This window comes from Enterobacter cloacae complex sp. 2021EL-01169, from assembly GCF_020733125.1.
Classification (GTDB): Bacteria; Pseudomonadota; Gammaproteobacteria; order Enterobacterales; family Enterobacteriaceae; genus Enterobacter; species Enterobacter roggenkampii.
This window is the reverse complement of the sequence record NZ_JAJFTC010000017.1, coordinates 33,133-47,839: the sequence shown is the minus strand read 5'-3', so window position 1 is coordinate 47,839 and position 14,707 is coordinate 33,133. Positions and strand designations below refer to the sequence as shown.

Sequence of the window (14,707 nt, the reverse complement as noted above, 5' to 3'; positions counted from 1 at the left end):
TTTATAAAAATGTATAATTATTAAAACGAAGTAATGAGGTTGAAATGGGTAAGCCAACAGAAGAGCAAAGACCTGTTATCGAGAATGCTAGCGCAAACAATATGGTGATAGCAGCGCCTGGATCAGGCAAATCGTTCACCATGATAGAAGCGGTTATATCGATTCTCAAAAAGTATCCATATGCAAGAATCGGGATGGTGACCTTTACTCGCGCTGCAACAAACGCACTTGCAGCAAAGTTACAAAAGCGATTGAGCAAGAAGGATCTTGACCGGGTGCTGGTGGATACTTTTCACGGACTCGTTAAGAAGCAACTGGACATGATTCGCTGGCCGGGAAAGATGTTGATAGGGCCAGCACAGAGATCTGTCATTCACCGGGCTTTGAAAGAATCCGGTGTAACGATGAAGTTTGCTGAAGCTGAATTCGTTATTGATGCTATCGGCAGAGAAATGGATACGGATGTGATTTCAGTTCGGCATAACAGACAACAGATCCATTTGTTTAATACCTATCAGGCGTTATGCCAGAAAGACCATGTGGCGGACCTCAATGCTCTTTCAAAATTTGTTGTCGGTCAAATGCATTCGGGAAAAATGCGCACGTTAGATTTGACACATTTGATAGTAGACGAAGTTCAGGATACTGACTCTATACAATTCTCATGGATAGCATTGCATACAAGAGCTGGAGTCTATACGAGTATAGTTGGAGACGATGATCAGGCCATCTACTCCTTCAGATCCTCAGGAGGAGTCAAAATATTTCAACAGTTTGAAAAACACTTCAGACCTAACATATTTTACTTAAACACATGCTTTAGGTGTGAACCTGAAATTTTAGAGGTGGCCGGAGCACTGATAGGAAAGAATGTTTACCGTTATGCCAAAGAGTTACGCTCGGCAAAAAAGGGAGGGGGAAAGGTCACTTTTCGTTCATATGTAGATATGGAGGAACAGATACAGGGTATTTTAAGCCTTATAAATCAGGATCCACATGGATGGGCAATTCTAAGCCGCAATAATGCTCACTTGGATGAGCTAGAAAGTTTGATCGAACAGCCAGTAATTCGTTACGGAGGTAAATCATTCTGGGATGAAAAAGAAACAAGCGATGTGTTAAGCCTTATGGCCTTTTTCCGACAATCAAATGATCCTCGCTTAATGAAGAGAGTATTGGCATTGTTTGGAGAACAGGAATCAGTTTTGGATGAAGTGGCATTGAGTATGAGAGGAAGAAAAGTTACTTTTGGCGACCTTGCCATCCCGGAGGACAGTTCTCTCGAAACAAAAACATTACATTCAAACTTCGTGCGCTTTACCCAGGAAAGTTCTGATAAAGTTGAGATAGCAAAACGTTTCGCCAACCTTACGAAATGGATGGAATCGTCGTCAATCAAGATGAGGAGTAATAAAGGTACAGCAACCTTAACAAAAATTGCTTTAGACACTTGTAAACAGTGGGCAGAAAAGACTGGTTGGATGAATATGATAAATCGTGCTGCTGCAATGTCATTAGGCCCTAGGAAGAAGGACGAGGAATACAGCCCAGAGAAAGTAGTCCTATCAACCTTGCATGGTTCAAAGGGTCTTGAGTGGAATAAAGTAATAATAATGAGTTGTAATGCGGATCAGATACCAAGTAAAAGATCAGTTGGGGAGGAGGCAATAGAAGAAGAAAGACGTTTGCTTTATGTTGGATTTACGCGTGCAGAAAAGCAACTTTTTGTAATGTGGTATGGTGATCCTTCTTTCTTTTTAAGAGAATGCAGTGAAGAAAAGATAAAAGAAGCAGCTAATATTCGAATTTCTCCACTTTATACAGAATAATTCGATATGGGCATTTACTTATGCTTAAAGCTATAGTATAAAAACAATGAGCTTAAATATCAGCTCCCAAATTTGAGTAACTTTGCTTAAAGTTACTTTCGCGTTAAGCGTTGATTTAGCCGTGAAAAGCGGCCAGCTTAAACAAGCTGTAAGACACCACCGGCAAAATGTCACCTTTGTCGCTGGTGCACTTCCCATGACTGCAAAAGGCAATCTGAATTTACCAAACCGTAACTAATTTAGCTCCTCCTGGGGCTATTTTTGTTGCGTACTTCTAATGCCAGATAGTATAAATCAGGCGGTTCATAGCTTACGGGAGATGAATGACAGGCTTTGCCTTCGTGTTGAAACAAAAATTTGTTTCTTCCTTCTTACTATATATAGGTGACCCCAAATGTCTAAAAATAAAGCTCGCAGTAAAGCCCTTCATCAAACCTTTAGTGAAATTATTCCAGAGATGGATAAGGCGCTAAACAAACAGCTCTTAGAAGTTCTGATGAAATATACAGAACGTGATAATGAACTGATTGTTATTTTGAATGAGGACGGCCCAAATATCATTGAACTTAAGTCTCTTAAGCCTGTGTCTTTGTTGGCCGAAAAGCTTTCTGCTTATTCAAGCTATTATCATGTGGATGTTGTGGAGCTCGTGGTCAAGAAAATTGATTTCGAAGGAGCTTATAAGCTTCTTAAAGCTTCCCCAGATGTACCACTTTTTAAAAGCTTAACTGAACTGGATAAATATCTTGTTGAGGAGTTTGAAAAATACGGATTAAATTCATTTCTTGACGTGGATAATCTGGATTACTCACTTGAAAAAGCCAGTGAACTCAAAAATGAGCAGTTAATAAATTGGGTTTCGGACATCATTTGCAAACGTGAAAAATTAACTTTACGTAAGCGTTTTGATGTCGCAGTAAAGGCCCACTACGAAAATGTAGAAAAAATGTATGATACCATTCGTCCGTTAATGAAAAAACTGGGTTTCCCAGAAGATCTCATGACGCACACCTTTAGTGAGTTAAGCGTTTTTGAAACTAAAGGATGGGACCATGCAATAAAATCGAAAATTGAGACTCTCGCTAAGCGTGAAACTCAATATTTAGATGATGCGGCTAAAGCAGAGAATCGACGTCTTGTAACAGAGAAGTTGGAGAACTCTTTAGCGATTGCACCAACTAAACCAACAAGAAATTGGTTACATATTGCCGGAATTGCCTGTTTGGTAGTCTGCACGTTCATGTATGTAACTAATAAATTTATTTAATCCTGTTAAGGGGGAACCCTAACGGGGCTTCTCTTTGAACAAATCGAGGAGCGGAAAATGTCATATCTTGAATATATCAATGAAGTAAAAGTGTCCGGGATAGTTATCAGTGCTGTGGAGAAAAAAATGACTGACCAGAGTATAGGTTTGTTAATAAAGCTCAAAAATAGGATGAAGACAGAAGTTGATGGTGAAATCACTGAGAGAGAATTTTCAGTTCAAATCAAGGTGTCGCCTGAAATGTATTCAACCTGTTTCACTGGTATAAATCAGGGTGATGAGTTGATGGTCTCCGGTTATATTGTTGTCGATACTATTATGATTGAAGGGAGAGAACATCCTCTTGACTACATGAGAGTGGTAGCAACAAGTAAGTTGGCTCACATACCTAAACCTCTAAAAGGTTTTGGACAAAGTAGCTTTAATCAGATCTGACATTAAACCCACCCTAAAGGGGAGAAATCCCTTCATGGGATTTCTCCTTTTGGAGTCCCCATGAAACAAAAATTTAGGGCTACTGCAATAAGTAGTAATCAACTTAGTTTTTTTTCTATATTCGATATAGATGAAGATGAAATAACGCAAATAGTTGATTCACCCAAAGAGCATTTAAATGATGCATACACGTCCGGATTAAACTTTAAATCAGATGAAAGTAACATTTCTGAGATAAATTATGATTCTGAAAGGCGTGAAAATCACCTTTATGAAAAATCCAAATTACTTAAAAATCAGATTTTGCATACAATTAATTTTGCAGCAGAAACAGATTATCTATATTCGGTTGAAGAATATAACCCAGATTTGGGTGGTCTGGTAATAGAATGGACCCCTGAGGATGTGTATGTTGTTTTTCTATCCGCTATGGAAGAGTCTTTGGAAATCATTAAAGAACTAGTGTTGAGGAGAAAGTTATTCTTCAAAGATGACAATGGTAATATCACAGTGAATCCACTTTTAGAAGCTGAAACACGGTGGTATATGTCAAAATCATTTGAATACACTTGTTTATCTCATGGACTTGATGCATGTGAATTTAGAGCGGAATTAAAATCATGGCTCTATTATCATTCGCATCGTTCGATTAGTGAAAACACGAAATTAGCTGAATGCAGGAATGATGATGAAATCATTTTGCATGATTGCAATGACGATATGGGCTGGGACATCTTCTTTGATCAGGATTATTTAATGTCAGAAAAAAAACTGGCTGTTAAATGGACTGACAGGGAAATTATGGATGTTTACATAAAAGCTTTTAAATCCACATTAGAGTTGTTTGACGAGCTTGTTTCATGTGATCTGTTAACTAAACGAAACGCTTTTGGCAAGTTAGAAATAAATCCAATATTCGAAAATCATTTTGAATGGATCATGTCTGAAGCTTTTGAAATAGTGGGAAATCATCTTGGTTATAATGTGCCTCAAATCAGGAAACTGATGGCAACTATTTGCCAAATGAATCTCAAATAAAATGCCACTGGCAAACATCTGCCAGAGGGCGGTGTTTGCATTTTACCGGAGTTAAAAATGTCTAATGCCGCTATGAAGTTAAATGAAACATCTTCTGATGCTTATGAAAAATTAGAAGCTCTTCTTTCCCCGGATGTTATAAAGTTAAAACATTATGTGGATAAAGGTGAGTATCTTTTAGTTCTAGCAAAGGACCTTTTTGGTATTCCAGAAATGGATCCAAAGATGGCTGTGCCTGTTTTCAAAACTAAAACCTCGTATCGAGCTCCGCTGAACAAAGACTACATACCAAATCCCCGAATACTTGAACAAGTGGTTAAACTGCTTATCAGTCCGGATATAGATTTAAGTGTGTGTCTTAAAGGTGAGTCCGGTTCTGGCAAGACTGAAATGGTAATGTACATTAGCCACATGATGAATTGGCCGCTGACAATTAAGCAGATCAACAGCAATATTCGAGTTGATGAGCTTGAAGGTGAGCGCAGTCTTAATGGTGGTAATACAGGTTTTGTACACAGCGATTTGGTAACGGGATTTCGTAATGGTCACCTCATTCTTCTGGATGAAGTGGACAAAATCGATCCTGATACGGCAGCAAAACTTCACATGCCCATTGAACGTAAGCCCTGGTCACTCAGTGCTAATGGTGGTGAGGTTATAACTGCTAATGGCTACACGCGATTTATTGGTACTGCAAACACAAACATGAGTGGAGGCGCTCGCCGGTTCGTTTCTTCTCAACGTCAAGATGCAGCTTTTATAAAGCGGTTCTTGATAGTTGAAATGGAGAAGCCCGACAAAGTTGCTTTAACCAATGTGCTTACTAAACGATATAGCTCTTTGCCTTTTCAGGTCATTGAGAAGTTCGTAAGAGTAGCGATTGCAGTAAATGACTCTGGTACAGAAGACAGTGTGATGGATATTCGTCAATTAGTAGCTTGGGTTGGCACGTCGATGACGTTAAAAACCTTTAGTCTTCTTGACACTTTCAAAATAGCTTTTGCTTCTGCTTTACCTTTACATGTGGTCGATCTTGTTCTTCAAGCTATAGATCTTTCTCTTGGCGAAGACAAGGATAAATCGCTGGAGTATTTCACAGCAAAAAAGTCGAGTTAGATGGGATTTGTTATGAAACCTCTGATATTTGTATCTCAGAGTTATCCCATCTTGAATTTAGTGCGTTTTTAAGTACGGATGGTGCTGCTACCATTGCTATAGCAAAAAACGGAACTAATTTTACTGGACTTATGCAACTGAATAACGACTATTCTTTATTGTTTTATCATGATGGTAAAATAAATATGGAAGGTCTAATTAAAGAAATGGAATTAAAAGGTTATATGTATCAGGGAGCAATGGGCAATGATGATGTTGCCGCTGAGTTTCCCGGTATTCTTTTAATTGCACCAGAGAAGCTTTAATATCAACCCTATCGGGAAATCTTTCCCGTTGGGGAGGGTTTCCCCTTTTTTTTGGAGAAACCCATGACTTTAAATACTTCAATGCTTAACAAAGTATCTGCAAAACAAATCTCTGAGAATTTTGCAAAATCATATCCAGATTTACTGGAAGGTGCAGTTATAACAAAAATTGAAATAAGTGGCTGTCAAGGATCGCGTCGAACCGATAAAATCGATTTGTCTTATGATGGAGATGATATTACGGATCAAAAAAGCGTATCTAAAAGCGAAGTACGTTGGATTGACATAAAAGCCCTTAGCTTCAAAAGTACGATTACCAGCAGAATATCAACCCTTTGCTCACGCTTGTGCATCCGCTATAGCAATATGTGGATTTTACCAGTTTCCAGTATGGAAGAGTTTCTGGAAGGGGCCCAAGAGATTGAACGAGAGTTTCAGGCAGGTATTCAAAACGTTGTAGACAATTATGAGATGCATATTGAGGCTGAAAAAAATAGAAGCCCAAGAATGTCTTCTTTGATTGATCAGTTGAAATTAACTAAAGATGATTTCATAAAATCCTTTAGATTTAATATTGCTCACTTTATTCCTTTTACGCCTATTAGCGTTGAAGGTGATGAAACCCAGGACTACTATCAGGAACAATTGATAACAGATCTGGCAGAAGAAGCAATGAGGGTTTATGAAAAAATTAGTAAAAATAATAATTTGCGCTCAAGTACTATTGACCGACTGAAGCAAATGCAAAATAAGATCATTAGCTTCATGTTTATACATAAAGAGGCGGCAGTACTTGCAGAAGCTATAAAACACATAATGAATAATTTACCTAAAGGTGCCATTTCTGAACCTCGCGACGTTGCGGTGTTACAGCAGTGGTTTTATTTCATGAGTGATGCTTCAATGTTAAAGCGTATTATTTCAGGAGAGCAAAAGGTTACTGACTGGTTGGAATCTATTACCAGATCATTTAATCAAAGCTCACAAACAGAACCGAACGCGCTACAGAACACAGGTATTGAAGCTATTTTAGATTCAACAAATGTGTTTCAGGTTGAACCTGTCGTAGAGAACGATATAAAAAACAGCACGTTTTCAAACACTGATTCTGTAGCTGAACCTGAGAAATCAGTTTCGCAACAGGAAGACAATGCTGAAAATGGTTTTGATATCGAGCTCAAAGGCTGGTAACTGTTTGCTTTATTAAAAACCCCAGATGGGTACTTCACCATCTGGGTGAGTACCCCTTTTTTATAAAGAGGTATTCTATGAAATTAGATCTTAAATCATCGCCGCGCCATATTAAGCGTTTACAGAATATAGCAAAAGTCATTAGCGGCTTAGGCGATGTAAGAGTTGTAATAGACGACAATACCAAAGGACCGTATTTTGATCCTGTCAATAAAGTTTGTGTTTTACCAAACGGCGATTATAGCGATGATGACTTTGTCAGTCTGATTGAAGGTTTTACCTGTCATGAAGCTGGTCATGGTCGCTATACCGTCAGTGAGGTTTACAGTGACGCCTTTAATAGTGTTCTCATGTCATCTGAAGGGTTTACACGCTTCGATGACGGAATGAATGCAGAGTTTGAGAGCCTCGCTGAGAAACGTAAAGCTTATAGCAGGGCAAAACGTCTTACCGGGCTTATAAATCTGTTCGATGATGTACAGATGGAAGAGAAGGTTGGTAACGATTATCCGGATGCAAAGCGGCGGCTTGCAGCCACTTACGCACTGATGGTTAAAGCCGGAAGGATGACTCCTGATATATCTTCTCGTCCGGAAAATCCTGTCCTATTTATTGAGTGGTATCTGCTTAACTCATTGCGAGTAAAAGTCCTTCAGCAGGTAGGTCACAAAGAAACCCTCGATCCGTTTTTTGACTATGCCCAAAAGATACTTTCTCCAGTAATTTCTGATGTTGAGGAAATTTTTCATGATGCTCTTGGTTGTGAAAATACTCAGGGCTGTGAATCCCTTGCTCGTAAGACCCTGGCTCTTTTAGAGAGACTGCGGGATGAGGCAAAGGAACAACAGCAGCAGACAGAGCAGGAGGAGCAGGAGGCATATGATGAATCCGAGACCGATACCGATACCGAATCAGAAGATAAATCGCTTACGTCGACTGATAGTCGTGAGGATGATTCTGAGGACGATAGTGAAGGTCAGGCAGATACTTCCGATAACGCTGATCTTGCTCAAGAGGGATGTTCTGAGCCTTCAGAACTTGCTGAAGATAACGAGGGAAATAATGAACCCACCGGTGGCAATCCCACGGGTGATAACATTATTGAAGACGATACTGATGCGATTAACCCTTCCGAGAGTGAATCAGATGAAGCCAGTTCGACTAACGTTGAAGATGAAAGTAACTTTTCATCGGCTCAATGGGAGATACTGGCAGATTTGTTGGATGCCTTTCTTAGCAGTGATGAGGATAGCGAAGATTATCACGATGCTTTGGCTAAAGAGATTGAAGGTATTGCATCAAAAGTATCCGATGACGTGAAAGCCGAATTCGGTGCTTCTGAATGGGATATCCCTGATCTCCTTATCGATTTGAATGTTTACAATGAGGCTTTGTCTCTGAGTCATTCAATCGGTAGCGACTTGTCTGTTTTACAGCAGGTTAAAATGCGTGGCCGAAACAAAACTCATGAGCGTGGAATTACCTTCGATGGAAATCGATTAATTCTGTCACAAATGGGAGTTCGTGATGTCTTCAGAGCTCAAAGCGAATCTAAAAATAGAGGGCATGTTGGCCTCGTATTAGTTCGTGATATTTCAGCGTCAATGGCTAATGATGAAAGATATATTCATGCCATTAAGTCAGATCTTGCTTTATCGATGGCCGCTGAAAGTTTGTCAAAAATGCATGTCTCCAATATAGTTTTTCCCTTCAAGGAAAGTGAATTTGAGATTATCAAAACGTTTGATCAAAGCGTTGAGGAATCTCTATCGAAATTCACTCTTGGATGTAAGGGTTATTATACCCCTACGGGATCTGCTTTAATGGCAGCTGTTGATCTGTTACTTGACAGCCAATTCGATAGGAAAATAATTTTTCTTATAACTGATGGTTATCCGAATAAATCGGAATTTACTATCGTCGAAGTTATGGAAAAGGCTAAATGTAATGGAATAGAAATCGTTGGTGTTGGTATTAAGACTGATGAAATAATTGGTTTTGAAACGGACACTTTCGTAACAGTTGATGATACTTCTTTATTGTCTATTGAAGTCAGTAAGCTAGTTCATCAAATACTTTCTTAATAAACTCTACCCAATCGGGGCAAAAAGGCCCCGGTGGGTCTTTTTGCTCCATGAAGGAATAAGGAGCAAAATATGACTCAGATAAAAACTTACCGTGTAGAACATGAAAAAGTCGGTGCGATGCATAAAGTCCGTATTTTCGGACGTGTTGGTGAAGTTATAAGCAATGATAGCCCTCAGGAAAGAATCTTCCGCGAAGTCACTATAGCGGAGGGTAATAGCCAGCAGGCTGCGTTACTTGTAGATAACTACATACAGCGTCTTGAGAATAATGGCTTCACGACTGAAGCATAAATGTTGAGGGCCCCCGGGCCCTCTTTCTTAAATTCTGCGTTGTGGGTTTCTCCCTGTCTTCTGCACCGCAGAAGGCATTGAGAAACTCACAATGCCAGATAAGAGAGATCATCATGACTTATGCATCCCCGGCTCTTCGTCGTAAACCACAGGAAGTATCTGAACACTTTATTAAACTCGTTCATGCTCGAATTGCTGAAGTGTCTGGCTGGAAGTATATATTCGAAAGAATACCTGCTTTCAAAGACGCTTGTGCAAAAGCCCCGAGCCAGGTTCCTTGCCCGTTTACTGGCGCAGGGAAATCGAAGTTTCGTTTCCGGCAAAAAGACCTTTATACCGGATGTGCGATCCATAATGACTTTCCGGTAAATGAGTTTTGCGACGGAATTGATGTTCTGGCGAAATATTATGAATTAAGTAAAACGCAGACTTGCAAAAAGATTCTCTCAGATTTTTTCGGGATGGATCTGCATGCTCCGTTAACTGACGCCGACATTGAAAATGAACGACGCTATAAATCAGCAGTTCGTGCCACAGAAACTCTTGACCGAGAGGAAGTGGCAAAGCGAATGCGAAAACTTGATGTGATGTATCACTATACCGGTGAAATAAAGCCTAATACTCCTGTTGCTTTGTACCTCCGTAATCGTGGGATCTCCCGCTTACTGAGTCACTTACCAAAGGATTTAGGCTTTAATAACCGGATCTACTATTGGGATAAAGATAAGCAGAAATCGATTATCTATCCGGGAATGATTGCAATCTATCGTGACACCCGAGGTCGGCCTCTGACTATCCATAGAACATACGTAGACAAAAACGGTGATAAGGCACCTGTAGAAAATCCAAAGCTGATGATGAAGCCTCCTGCCGATATGACAGGTGGCTCAATTCAGTTGTTTGACCCTCACTATGATTCAGGTAGTTCGACCTGGACACTGGGAGTGGCTGAAGGGATCGAGAATGCGCTTTCTGTTGTAGAAGCGACTTCAACACCATGCTGGGCAGCCAGCTCCGCATGGTGCCTTGAAAACGTTACTGTTCCTGATTTTTTACTGCCTCCGCCGGATGTAAAATATATAAACTTTTATATCTGGGCGGATAAGGATATTGCTAACTCACAAGGCACTCGTGCCGGTATCGAAGCTGCTCAGCGACTTCAAAGCCGCATGGTTGAGTTTTTGGCTAAACGATATCCCGCATCAAAGCTGACAATTGAAGTCTTCGAACCAGCACAAGATATTCCTGATGGGAAAAAGGGTATCGACTGGAACGATGTTCTCCAGTTAACAGGGCAGGATGGATTCCCGATTCACTGGGCTCCTGAATGTCTTAATCAGCTGTAACAACGATAACTCCCCCGCATTTTGCGGGGGGGGTTATCTTATCAATATTATTTTTTAAATTGTATTGATAAGATAACCGCTTTCCTTCGTGATAATTACCTGCCTTTAAGGTCTTTTCACGGCTGAGATGCTTGCTCAGTTAAATAAATGTGCGGTACTACTGGCTATGGTCGGTTGTATGACATGGTTATTCCATAAACTATTAAAACCCATAACGGGAGTATTACCGTTATGGTGATGCTCGTCGTTTTACATCGGAGAGCATTTTAATGAATTTTCAAACTAACGAAGTTTTTAATAAATTTGCTGCTGTTATAAAATCGCGCATCGTCAATGAACCATCGTCATGCTATTTGCTGCATGATAATGAGATAGATATAACGATTTTGAAACATGGCATATTAGAAAATGACAGAAACCTGTTGTACGTAGTTCGTCCTTCAGGAACGTGTTTGTTGCGTTGTGACAAATATTTCTATCCGAAATATTATCTTCGTTGCCGTGGAGATTATAAGTCATTCATATATGTCCATCTTGATCTACATAGTGGTGAAGCTAAAGAAATCACATGGGAGCAAGCAGACGATATGCTGTCTAGTCCAGGAAAACCCCCATTAAAAGGAAATCTTGGACGATTTGAGTATATAAAAGTTGTGGTTGAGGACCTTCGTATTCGAGGTTACGCTGATTATCTTCCTGCGTATAATCTTGATGACCTTCGCCGTTTTGCCTTACAGGACGACCGCCCATCCCTTGTCAGATACATTGACAATGTAATGGCAACGGTCTGATTGGTTGCTAATTGATTTACATATTTTCCCTGATGGCCAACCTGCATCAGGGAGGCCTCAATAACGACTGGAGGCTGTATGAAGTTAGCTACGGACCTGGTAAAAGCTATTTTGATTAGAAATGGTGTTGAACCAGTAAATATAAGCGAATCATCTAAATTATCTTTGAAACAACCACTGACAGAACTTAAATTCAGTTTATATTTGCGAACTGAGCATTTATCTCACTTCCTACCCGGTTATGTTTATTCTATAAAAGAATGTCCACTGTCATATGACATCGGGATCGAAATTCAGAAAATCTTCGAAAGTTTACATTTGTTAAACGAAGAATTTGAATCCCTCGGTTTTGTTTCTGTATGGATAGAAATGCATCAAAGCATTTTTGAACAAAGTCGGTTTAAGAAAAGTAACTTTACTTTTCGGGAGGAAGAGGTCGAGCTTGCTAAAGGGCTTGTTTGTTCTCACAATTCACAAATAAGTAATGCGGCTTATTTCTGGCTTCAGCACTTTGAGGAGTTTATGATTTATGTTCGTAATAAGCTTATCGACCTCTTTCGAGAGGCCTATGACCTGATCCTTGGAATGCAGCAAGTATTTTTCATTCGGGAAAAGGAAGAGCTGTTGAAAACTATAAGTTATGGGGATGACCTGTATGAGGTGAAATTAATGGCGGCTGAGCTTTACTCTATCGAACAGAACTTAAAGTGTTCTGAATCGATAAGTACAAAATCTCAAGCTTCGGCATATATTAACCGCATCCGTGAGTTTGTGCGTTCGGGGTGGAGGCAGGGCTATATAGTCTGCCATCATAAGCGAAGTAATCAAATCTCATCATTGTCATTACCGATGTACTTGAAAGATACGTCAGGCCGAAGTGCTCGAAAGCGAGTAAAACGTCTTATATCTTCTACAGTTTGTGGTAGAAATAAAGATTTAGGTCTTACAGATTTTTAATTAAATTATACCCATGTGGGGATCACACCCCATATGGGAGTGATCCCTTTTTTATTGAGAGAGGATCACATGAAAATTATCGAAAAAATCATTAATGCCTTTTTGGTTGTTCAACATAAAAAAATACAGGTTAAAAACATTACATTTTTAGACAATGGGCAGGGCATGTTCTCTGGTATGTCTTTTGATGCTGATGTTTCACTGGAGTTTATGTATGAATCAGCAAAAGCATATAGTTCTTGTTTCTGTGATATTCCCTTTCCAGGTTTTGAAGATGCAAATCTGGAGGAAATTACGAAATTTCAATTAGATGCTTTGAAGCAAAGAAAGAATCATTCTTTCATTGTTAACCATTTGAGGTTTCCTATAGTTTTAAGGGAAGGGTGCAAAATCGAAAGAGGAGAAGTCTATTCAATTTCGAATTGCACTTATAATAAAGAAAGATTGCAGTATCTTTTTTCTCAGGATATTTACGGTAAGTTGTATAATTCCTTAGAGAAAGAATTAAGCTCGTTTTTCTCATTTATCAATGTTGAGGTGCACGAGTTGTTAAAAGATGCTGTATGCTTTGCATTAAAAATCCTGAATAAGATATCTTTGGATACACCTGAAAGACTTATTAAAGCTTTTAATTATCGTGACTGGTATTGTAGTTACGATGTTGAGCTTTTTAGGAAAGGCTTACCTGGTCATATTCTGGAAGAGCTCATTGCTCCAGATATCTTACTTTCAGACCTTAACGGTTGTAGAAAAATACTTAGAAATGCAAAACGATTTCTAAATGGACATACAAAAACCAATTGTGTTTATATTAAATATGAATGGTGGTTGGGGCCTGTGGATACCTCACACTCAGCTAAGTTGATGTCTGACAAAGAAATTAACAACCGAAGTGACTTGAAGAATTTTTCAAAGGTCTTTTTCAAAGAGTGTTTAAGTTCTGGTAAGTCGGAATATGAAAACCATCTTAGTGAAAAAGAACATGCGCTTCGCTACAATTATTAATTAAAATTATTTTCTCCCATAGGGATTTCTCCCTTTGGGAGAAATCCCTCTATTAAGAGGGTATTTAAATGAATGCGATACAAAAGTTAGTTGAATCTATTCTTGTTAAAATGGGTTTTGTTGGCGCTGTAGTGGAAAATATATATTTGGATTCAAAACCATTTCGGCATATTCGATTTGTGGCTGATATTCCAGTAATATCTTTTCTACCTCATTTGGTGAAATATCTTAAGGGCGCAGACCATCTTTACTGTGGTAACGATGATTTGCATCCTCTTTTCATTTATTTTTCCGAAGCGGCTACATTAAAAGCAGGCCCTGTAAATCTCGCGAACTTTCGTTTTGAAGTTTCTATAGCTTCAACTCATTTACGACTGGTCTCAGAGCAGCCTGATTTGCTTATCAAAGGATTTAACCGGGATAATCTAGAATACGTTTATTACCGCTCAGATTTGGCCTCTAAGGATCTTATACTAGGCCTTGTTGAACACGGTTCTCCTTTCATAAAACATCTACATGGACTTATACAAAAGCGAATTTTAAACGAGTTCTCTCTGATTTTTTCTGTTCTTGAAAAGATTTTAGAAAGCGCGAAGCCACAAATTCTTGCTTGCTTCCATAGTGTTGATTATGAAATGAACGTAAAAATAATAGCCGAAGCTATACCTGAAACTGTATCTAATCAGATAGTCACATCTGATTATATAGTTAATTCTATATCAGATGCGGACAAGTTTATAAATCATGTTCGTCGCTATTTAGCAGGCAGGGTAATGAAGAGGCGGATATACGCTGAATTAGATGTTTGTGAAGAAACATCAAATATTTCACTAGTGAACTTAGGATGCTTTACGTCTCCTCTGCTCGTTACGGAATATCAAATGTTTAAGCCACACTCTTCAGGGTTATATCGAAAAGCTATAAACAACTCCTTAAAACAGTTCAAACCAGAAATGCATGTACCTTCTGAAGAACTCTTTTATAATTAATCTAACCCATCCGGGAACTTGCTTCCCGGTGGGAAGCACTTCCTTTTTAGTCATGAGGTA

At 39.1% G+C, this 14,707-nt stretch carries 14 protein-coding genes; all 14 read left to right on the top strand.

Annotated elements, in window-relative coordinates; genetic code table 11:
* The first annotated feature begins 44 nt into the window (after positions 1-44).
* Complete coding sequence (gene trhI, locus LLF79_RS23860) at positions 45-1,829, top strand: IncHI-type conjugal transfer helicase TrhI (RefSeq protein ID WP_000517885.1); 1,785 nt, start codon at positions 45-47, stop codon at positions 1,827-1,829.
* A gap of 394 nt (positions 1,830-2,223) precedes the next feature.
* Positions 2,224-3,096: a hypothetical protein gene (locus LLF79_RS23855; RefSeq protein ID WP_000041927.1), complete on the top strand. Its 873-nt coding sequence runs from the start codon at positions 2,224-2,226 to the stop codon at positions 3,094-3,096.
* A gap of 57 nt (positions 3,097-3,153) precedes the next feature.
* The gene (locus tag LLF79_RS23850; protein WP_000120822.1) at positions 3,154-3,531 is read left to right on the top strand and encodes a hypothetical protein; all 378 of its coding nucleotides are present in this window, start codon (positions 3,154-3,156) and stop codon (positions 3,529-3,531) included.
* Between the two features lie 60 nt (positions 3,532-3,591).
* Complete coding sequence (locus tag LLF79_RS23845) at positions 3,592-4,569, top strand: hypothetical protein (RefSeq protein ID WP_000810361.1); 978 nt, start codon at positions 3,592-3,594, stop codon at positions 4,567-4,569.
* 57 nt (positions 4,570-4,626) lie between these two features.
* Positions 4,627-5,685: an AAA family ATPase gene (locus LLF79_RS23840; RefSeq protein ID WP_000063335.1), complete on the top strand. Its 1,059-nt coding sequence runs from the start codon at positions 4,627-4,629 to the stop codon at positions 5,683-5,685.
* A 131-nt stretch (positions 5,686-5,816) separates the two neighbouring features.
* On the top strand, positions 5,817-5,990 hold the full coding sequence (locus LLF79_RS23835) for a hypothetical protein (RefSeq protein ID WP_001176645.1): 174 nt from the start codon (positions 5,817-5,819) through the stop codon (positions 5,988-5,990).
* A gap of 63 nt (positions 5,991-6,053) precedes the next feature.
* The gene (locus LLF79_RS23830; protein WP_000174396.1) at positions 6,054-7,181 is read left to right on the top strand and encodes a DUF3150 domain-containing protein; all 1,128 of its coding nucleotides are present in this window, start codon (positions 6,054-6,056) and stop codon (positions 7,179-7,181) included.
* Positions 7,182-7,258: 77 nt separating this feature from the next.
* A complete protein-coding gene (locus LLF79_RS23825; RefSeq protein ID WP_000762700.1) occupies positions 7,259-9,265 on the top strand; it encodes a VWA domain-containing protein in 2,007 nt (668 codons plus the stop codon).
* A 72-nt stretch (positions 9,266-9,337) separates the two neighbouring features.
* Complete coding sequence (locus tag LLF79_RS23820; protein WP_000192120.1) at positions 9,338-9,559, top strand: hypothetical protein; 222 nt, start codon at positions 9,338-9,340, stop codon at positions 9,557-9,559.
* A gap of 113 nt (positions 9,560-9,672) precedes the next feature.
* A complete protein-coding gene (locus tag LLF79_RS23815; RefSeq protein WP_000220379.1) occupies positions 9,673-10,905 on the top strand; it encodes a toprim domain-containing protein in 1,233 nt (410 codons plus the stop codon).
* Between the two features lie 269 nt (positions 10,906-11,174).
* Positions 11,175-11,696, top strand: a complete 522-nt coding sequence (locus LLF79_RS23810; RefSeq protein WP_001011130.1) for a hypothetical protein — start codon at positions 11,175-11,177, stop codon at positions 11,694-11,696.
* A gap of 78 nt (positions 11,697-11,774) precedes the next feature.
* Positions 11,775-12,653: a hypothetical protein gene (locus LLF79_RS23805; protein ID WP_000762003.1), complete on the top strand. Its 879-nt coding sequence runs from the start codon at positions 11,775-11,777 to the stop codon at positions 12,651-12,653.
* 69 nt (positions 12,654-12,722) lie between these two features.
* A complete protein-coding gene (locus tag LLF79_RS23800; protein WP_000691119.1) occupies positions 12,723-13,658 on the top strand; it encodes a hypothetical protein in 936 nt (311 codons plus the stop codon).
* Between the two features lie 68 nt (positions 13,659-13,726).
* The gene (locus LLF79_RS23795) at positions 13,727-14,647 is read left to right on the top strand and encodes a hypothetical protein (protein WP_000991697.1); all 921 of its coding nucleotides are present in this window, start codon (positions 13,727-13,729) and stop codon (positions 14,645-14,647) included.
* Positions 14,648-14,707: the final 60 nt, after the last annotated feature.

What these genes read in the sequence shown, in the direction of transcription:
- LLF79_RS23855 (WP_000041927.1), top strand. Translation starts at nt 2,224, where the DNA reads ATGTCTAAAAATAAAGCTCGCAGTAAAGCCCTTCATCAAACCTTTAGT.
- trhI (WP_000517885.1), top strand. Translation starts at nt 45, where the DNA reads ATGGGTAAGCCAACAGAAGAGCAAAGACCTGTTATCGAGAATGCTAGC.
- LLF79_RS23835 (WP_001176645.1), top strand. Translation starts at nt 5,817, where the DNA reads ATGCAACTGAATAACGACTATTCTTTATTGTTTTATCATGATGGTAAA.
- LLF79_RS23845 (WP_000810361.1), top strand. Translation starts at nt 3,592, where the DNA reads ATGAAACAAAAATTTAGGGCTACTGCAATAAGTAGTAATCAACTTAGT.
- LLF79_RS23810 (WP_001011130.1), top strand. Translation starts at nt 11,175, where the DNA reads ATGAATTTTCAAACTAACGAAGTTTTTAATAAATTTGCTGCTGTTATA.
- LLF79_RS23820 (WP_000192120.1), top strand. Translation starts at nt 9,338, where the DNA reads ATGACTCAGATAAAAACTTACCGTGTAGAACATGAAAAAGTCGGTGCG.
- LLF79_RS23795 (WP_000991697.1), top strand. Translation starts at nt 13,727, where the DNA reads ATGAATGCGATACAAAAGTTAGTTGAATCTATTCTTGTTAAAATGGGT.
- LLF79_RS23850 (WP_000120822.1), top strand. Translation starts at nt 3,154, where the DNA reads ATGTCATATCTTGAATATATCAATGAAGTAAAAGTGTCCGGGATAGTT.
- LLF79_RS23815 (WP_000220379.1), top strand. Translation starts at nt 9,673, where the DNA reads ATGACTTATGCATCCCCGGCTCTTCGTCGTAAACCACAGGAAGTATCT.
- LLF79_RS23805 (WP_000762003.1), top strand. Translation starts at nt 11,775, where the DNA reads ATGAAGTTAGCTACGGACCTGGTAAAAGCTATTTTGATTAGAAATGGT.
- LLF79_RS23800 (WP_000691119.1), top strand. Translation starts at nt 12,723, where the DNA reads ATGAAAATTATCGAAAAAATCATTAATGCCTTTTTGGTTGTTCAACAT.
- LLF79_RS23825 (WP_000762700.1), top strand. Translation starts at nt 7,259, where the DNA reads ATGAAATTAGATCTTAAATCATCGCCGCGCCATATTAAGCGTTTACAG.
- LLF79_RS23830 (WP_000174396.1), top strand. Translation starts at nt 6,054, where the DNA reads ATGACTTTAAATACTTCAATGCTTAACAAAGTATCTGCAAAACAAATC.
- LLF79_RS23840 (WP_000063335.1), top strand. Translation starts at nt 4,627, where the DNA reads ATGTCTAATGCCGCTATGAAGTTAAATGAAACATCTTCTGATGCTTAT.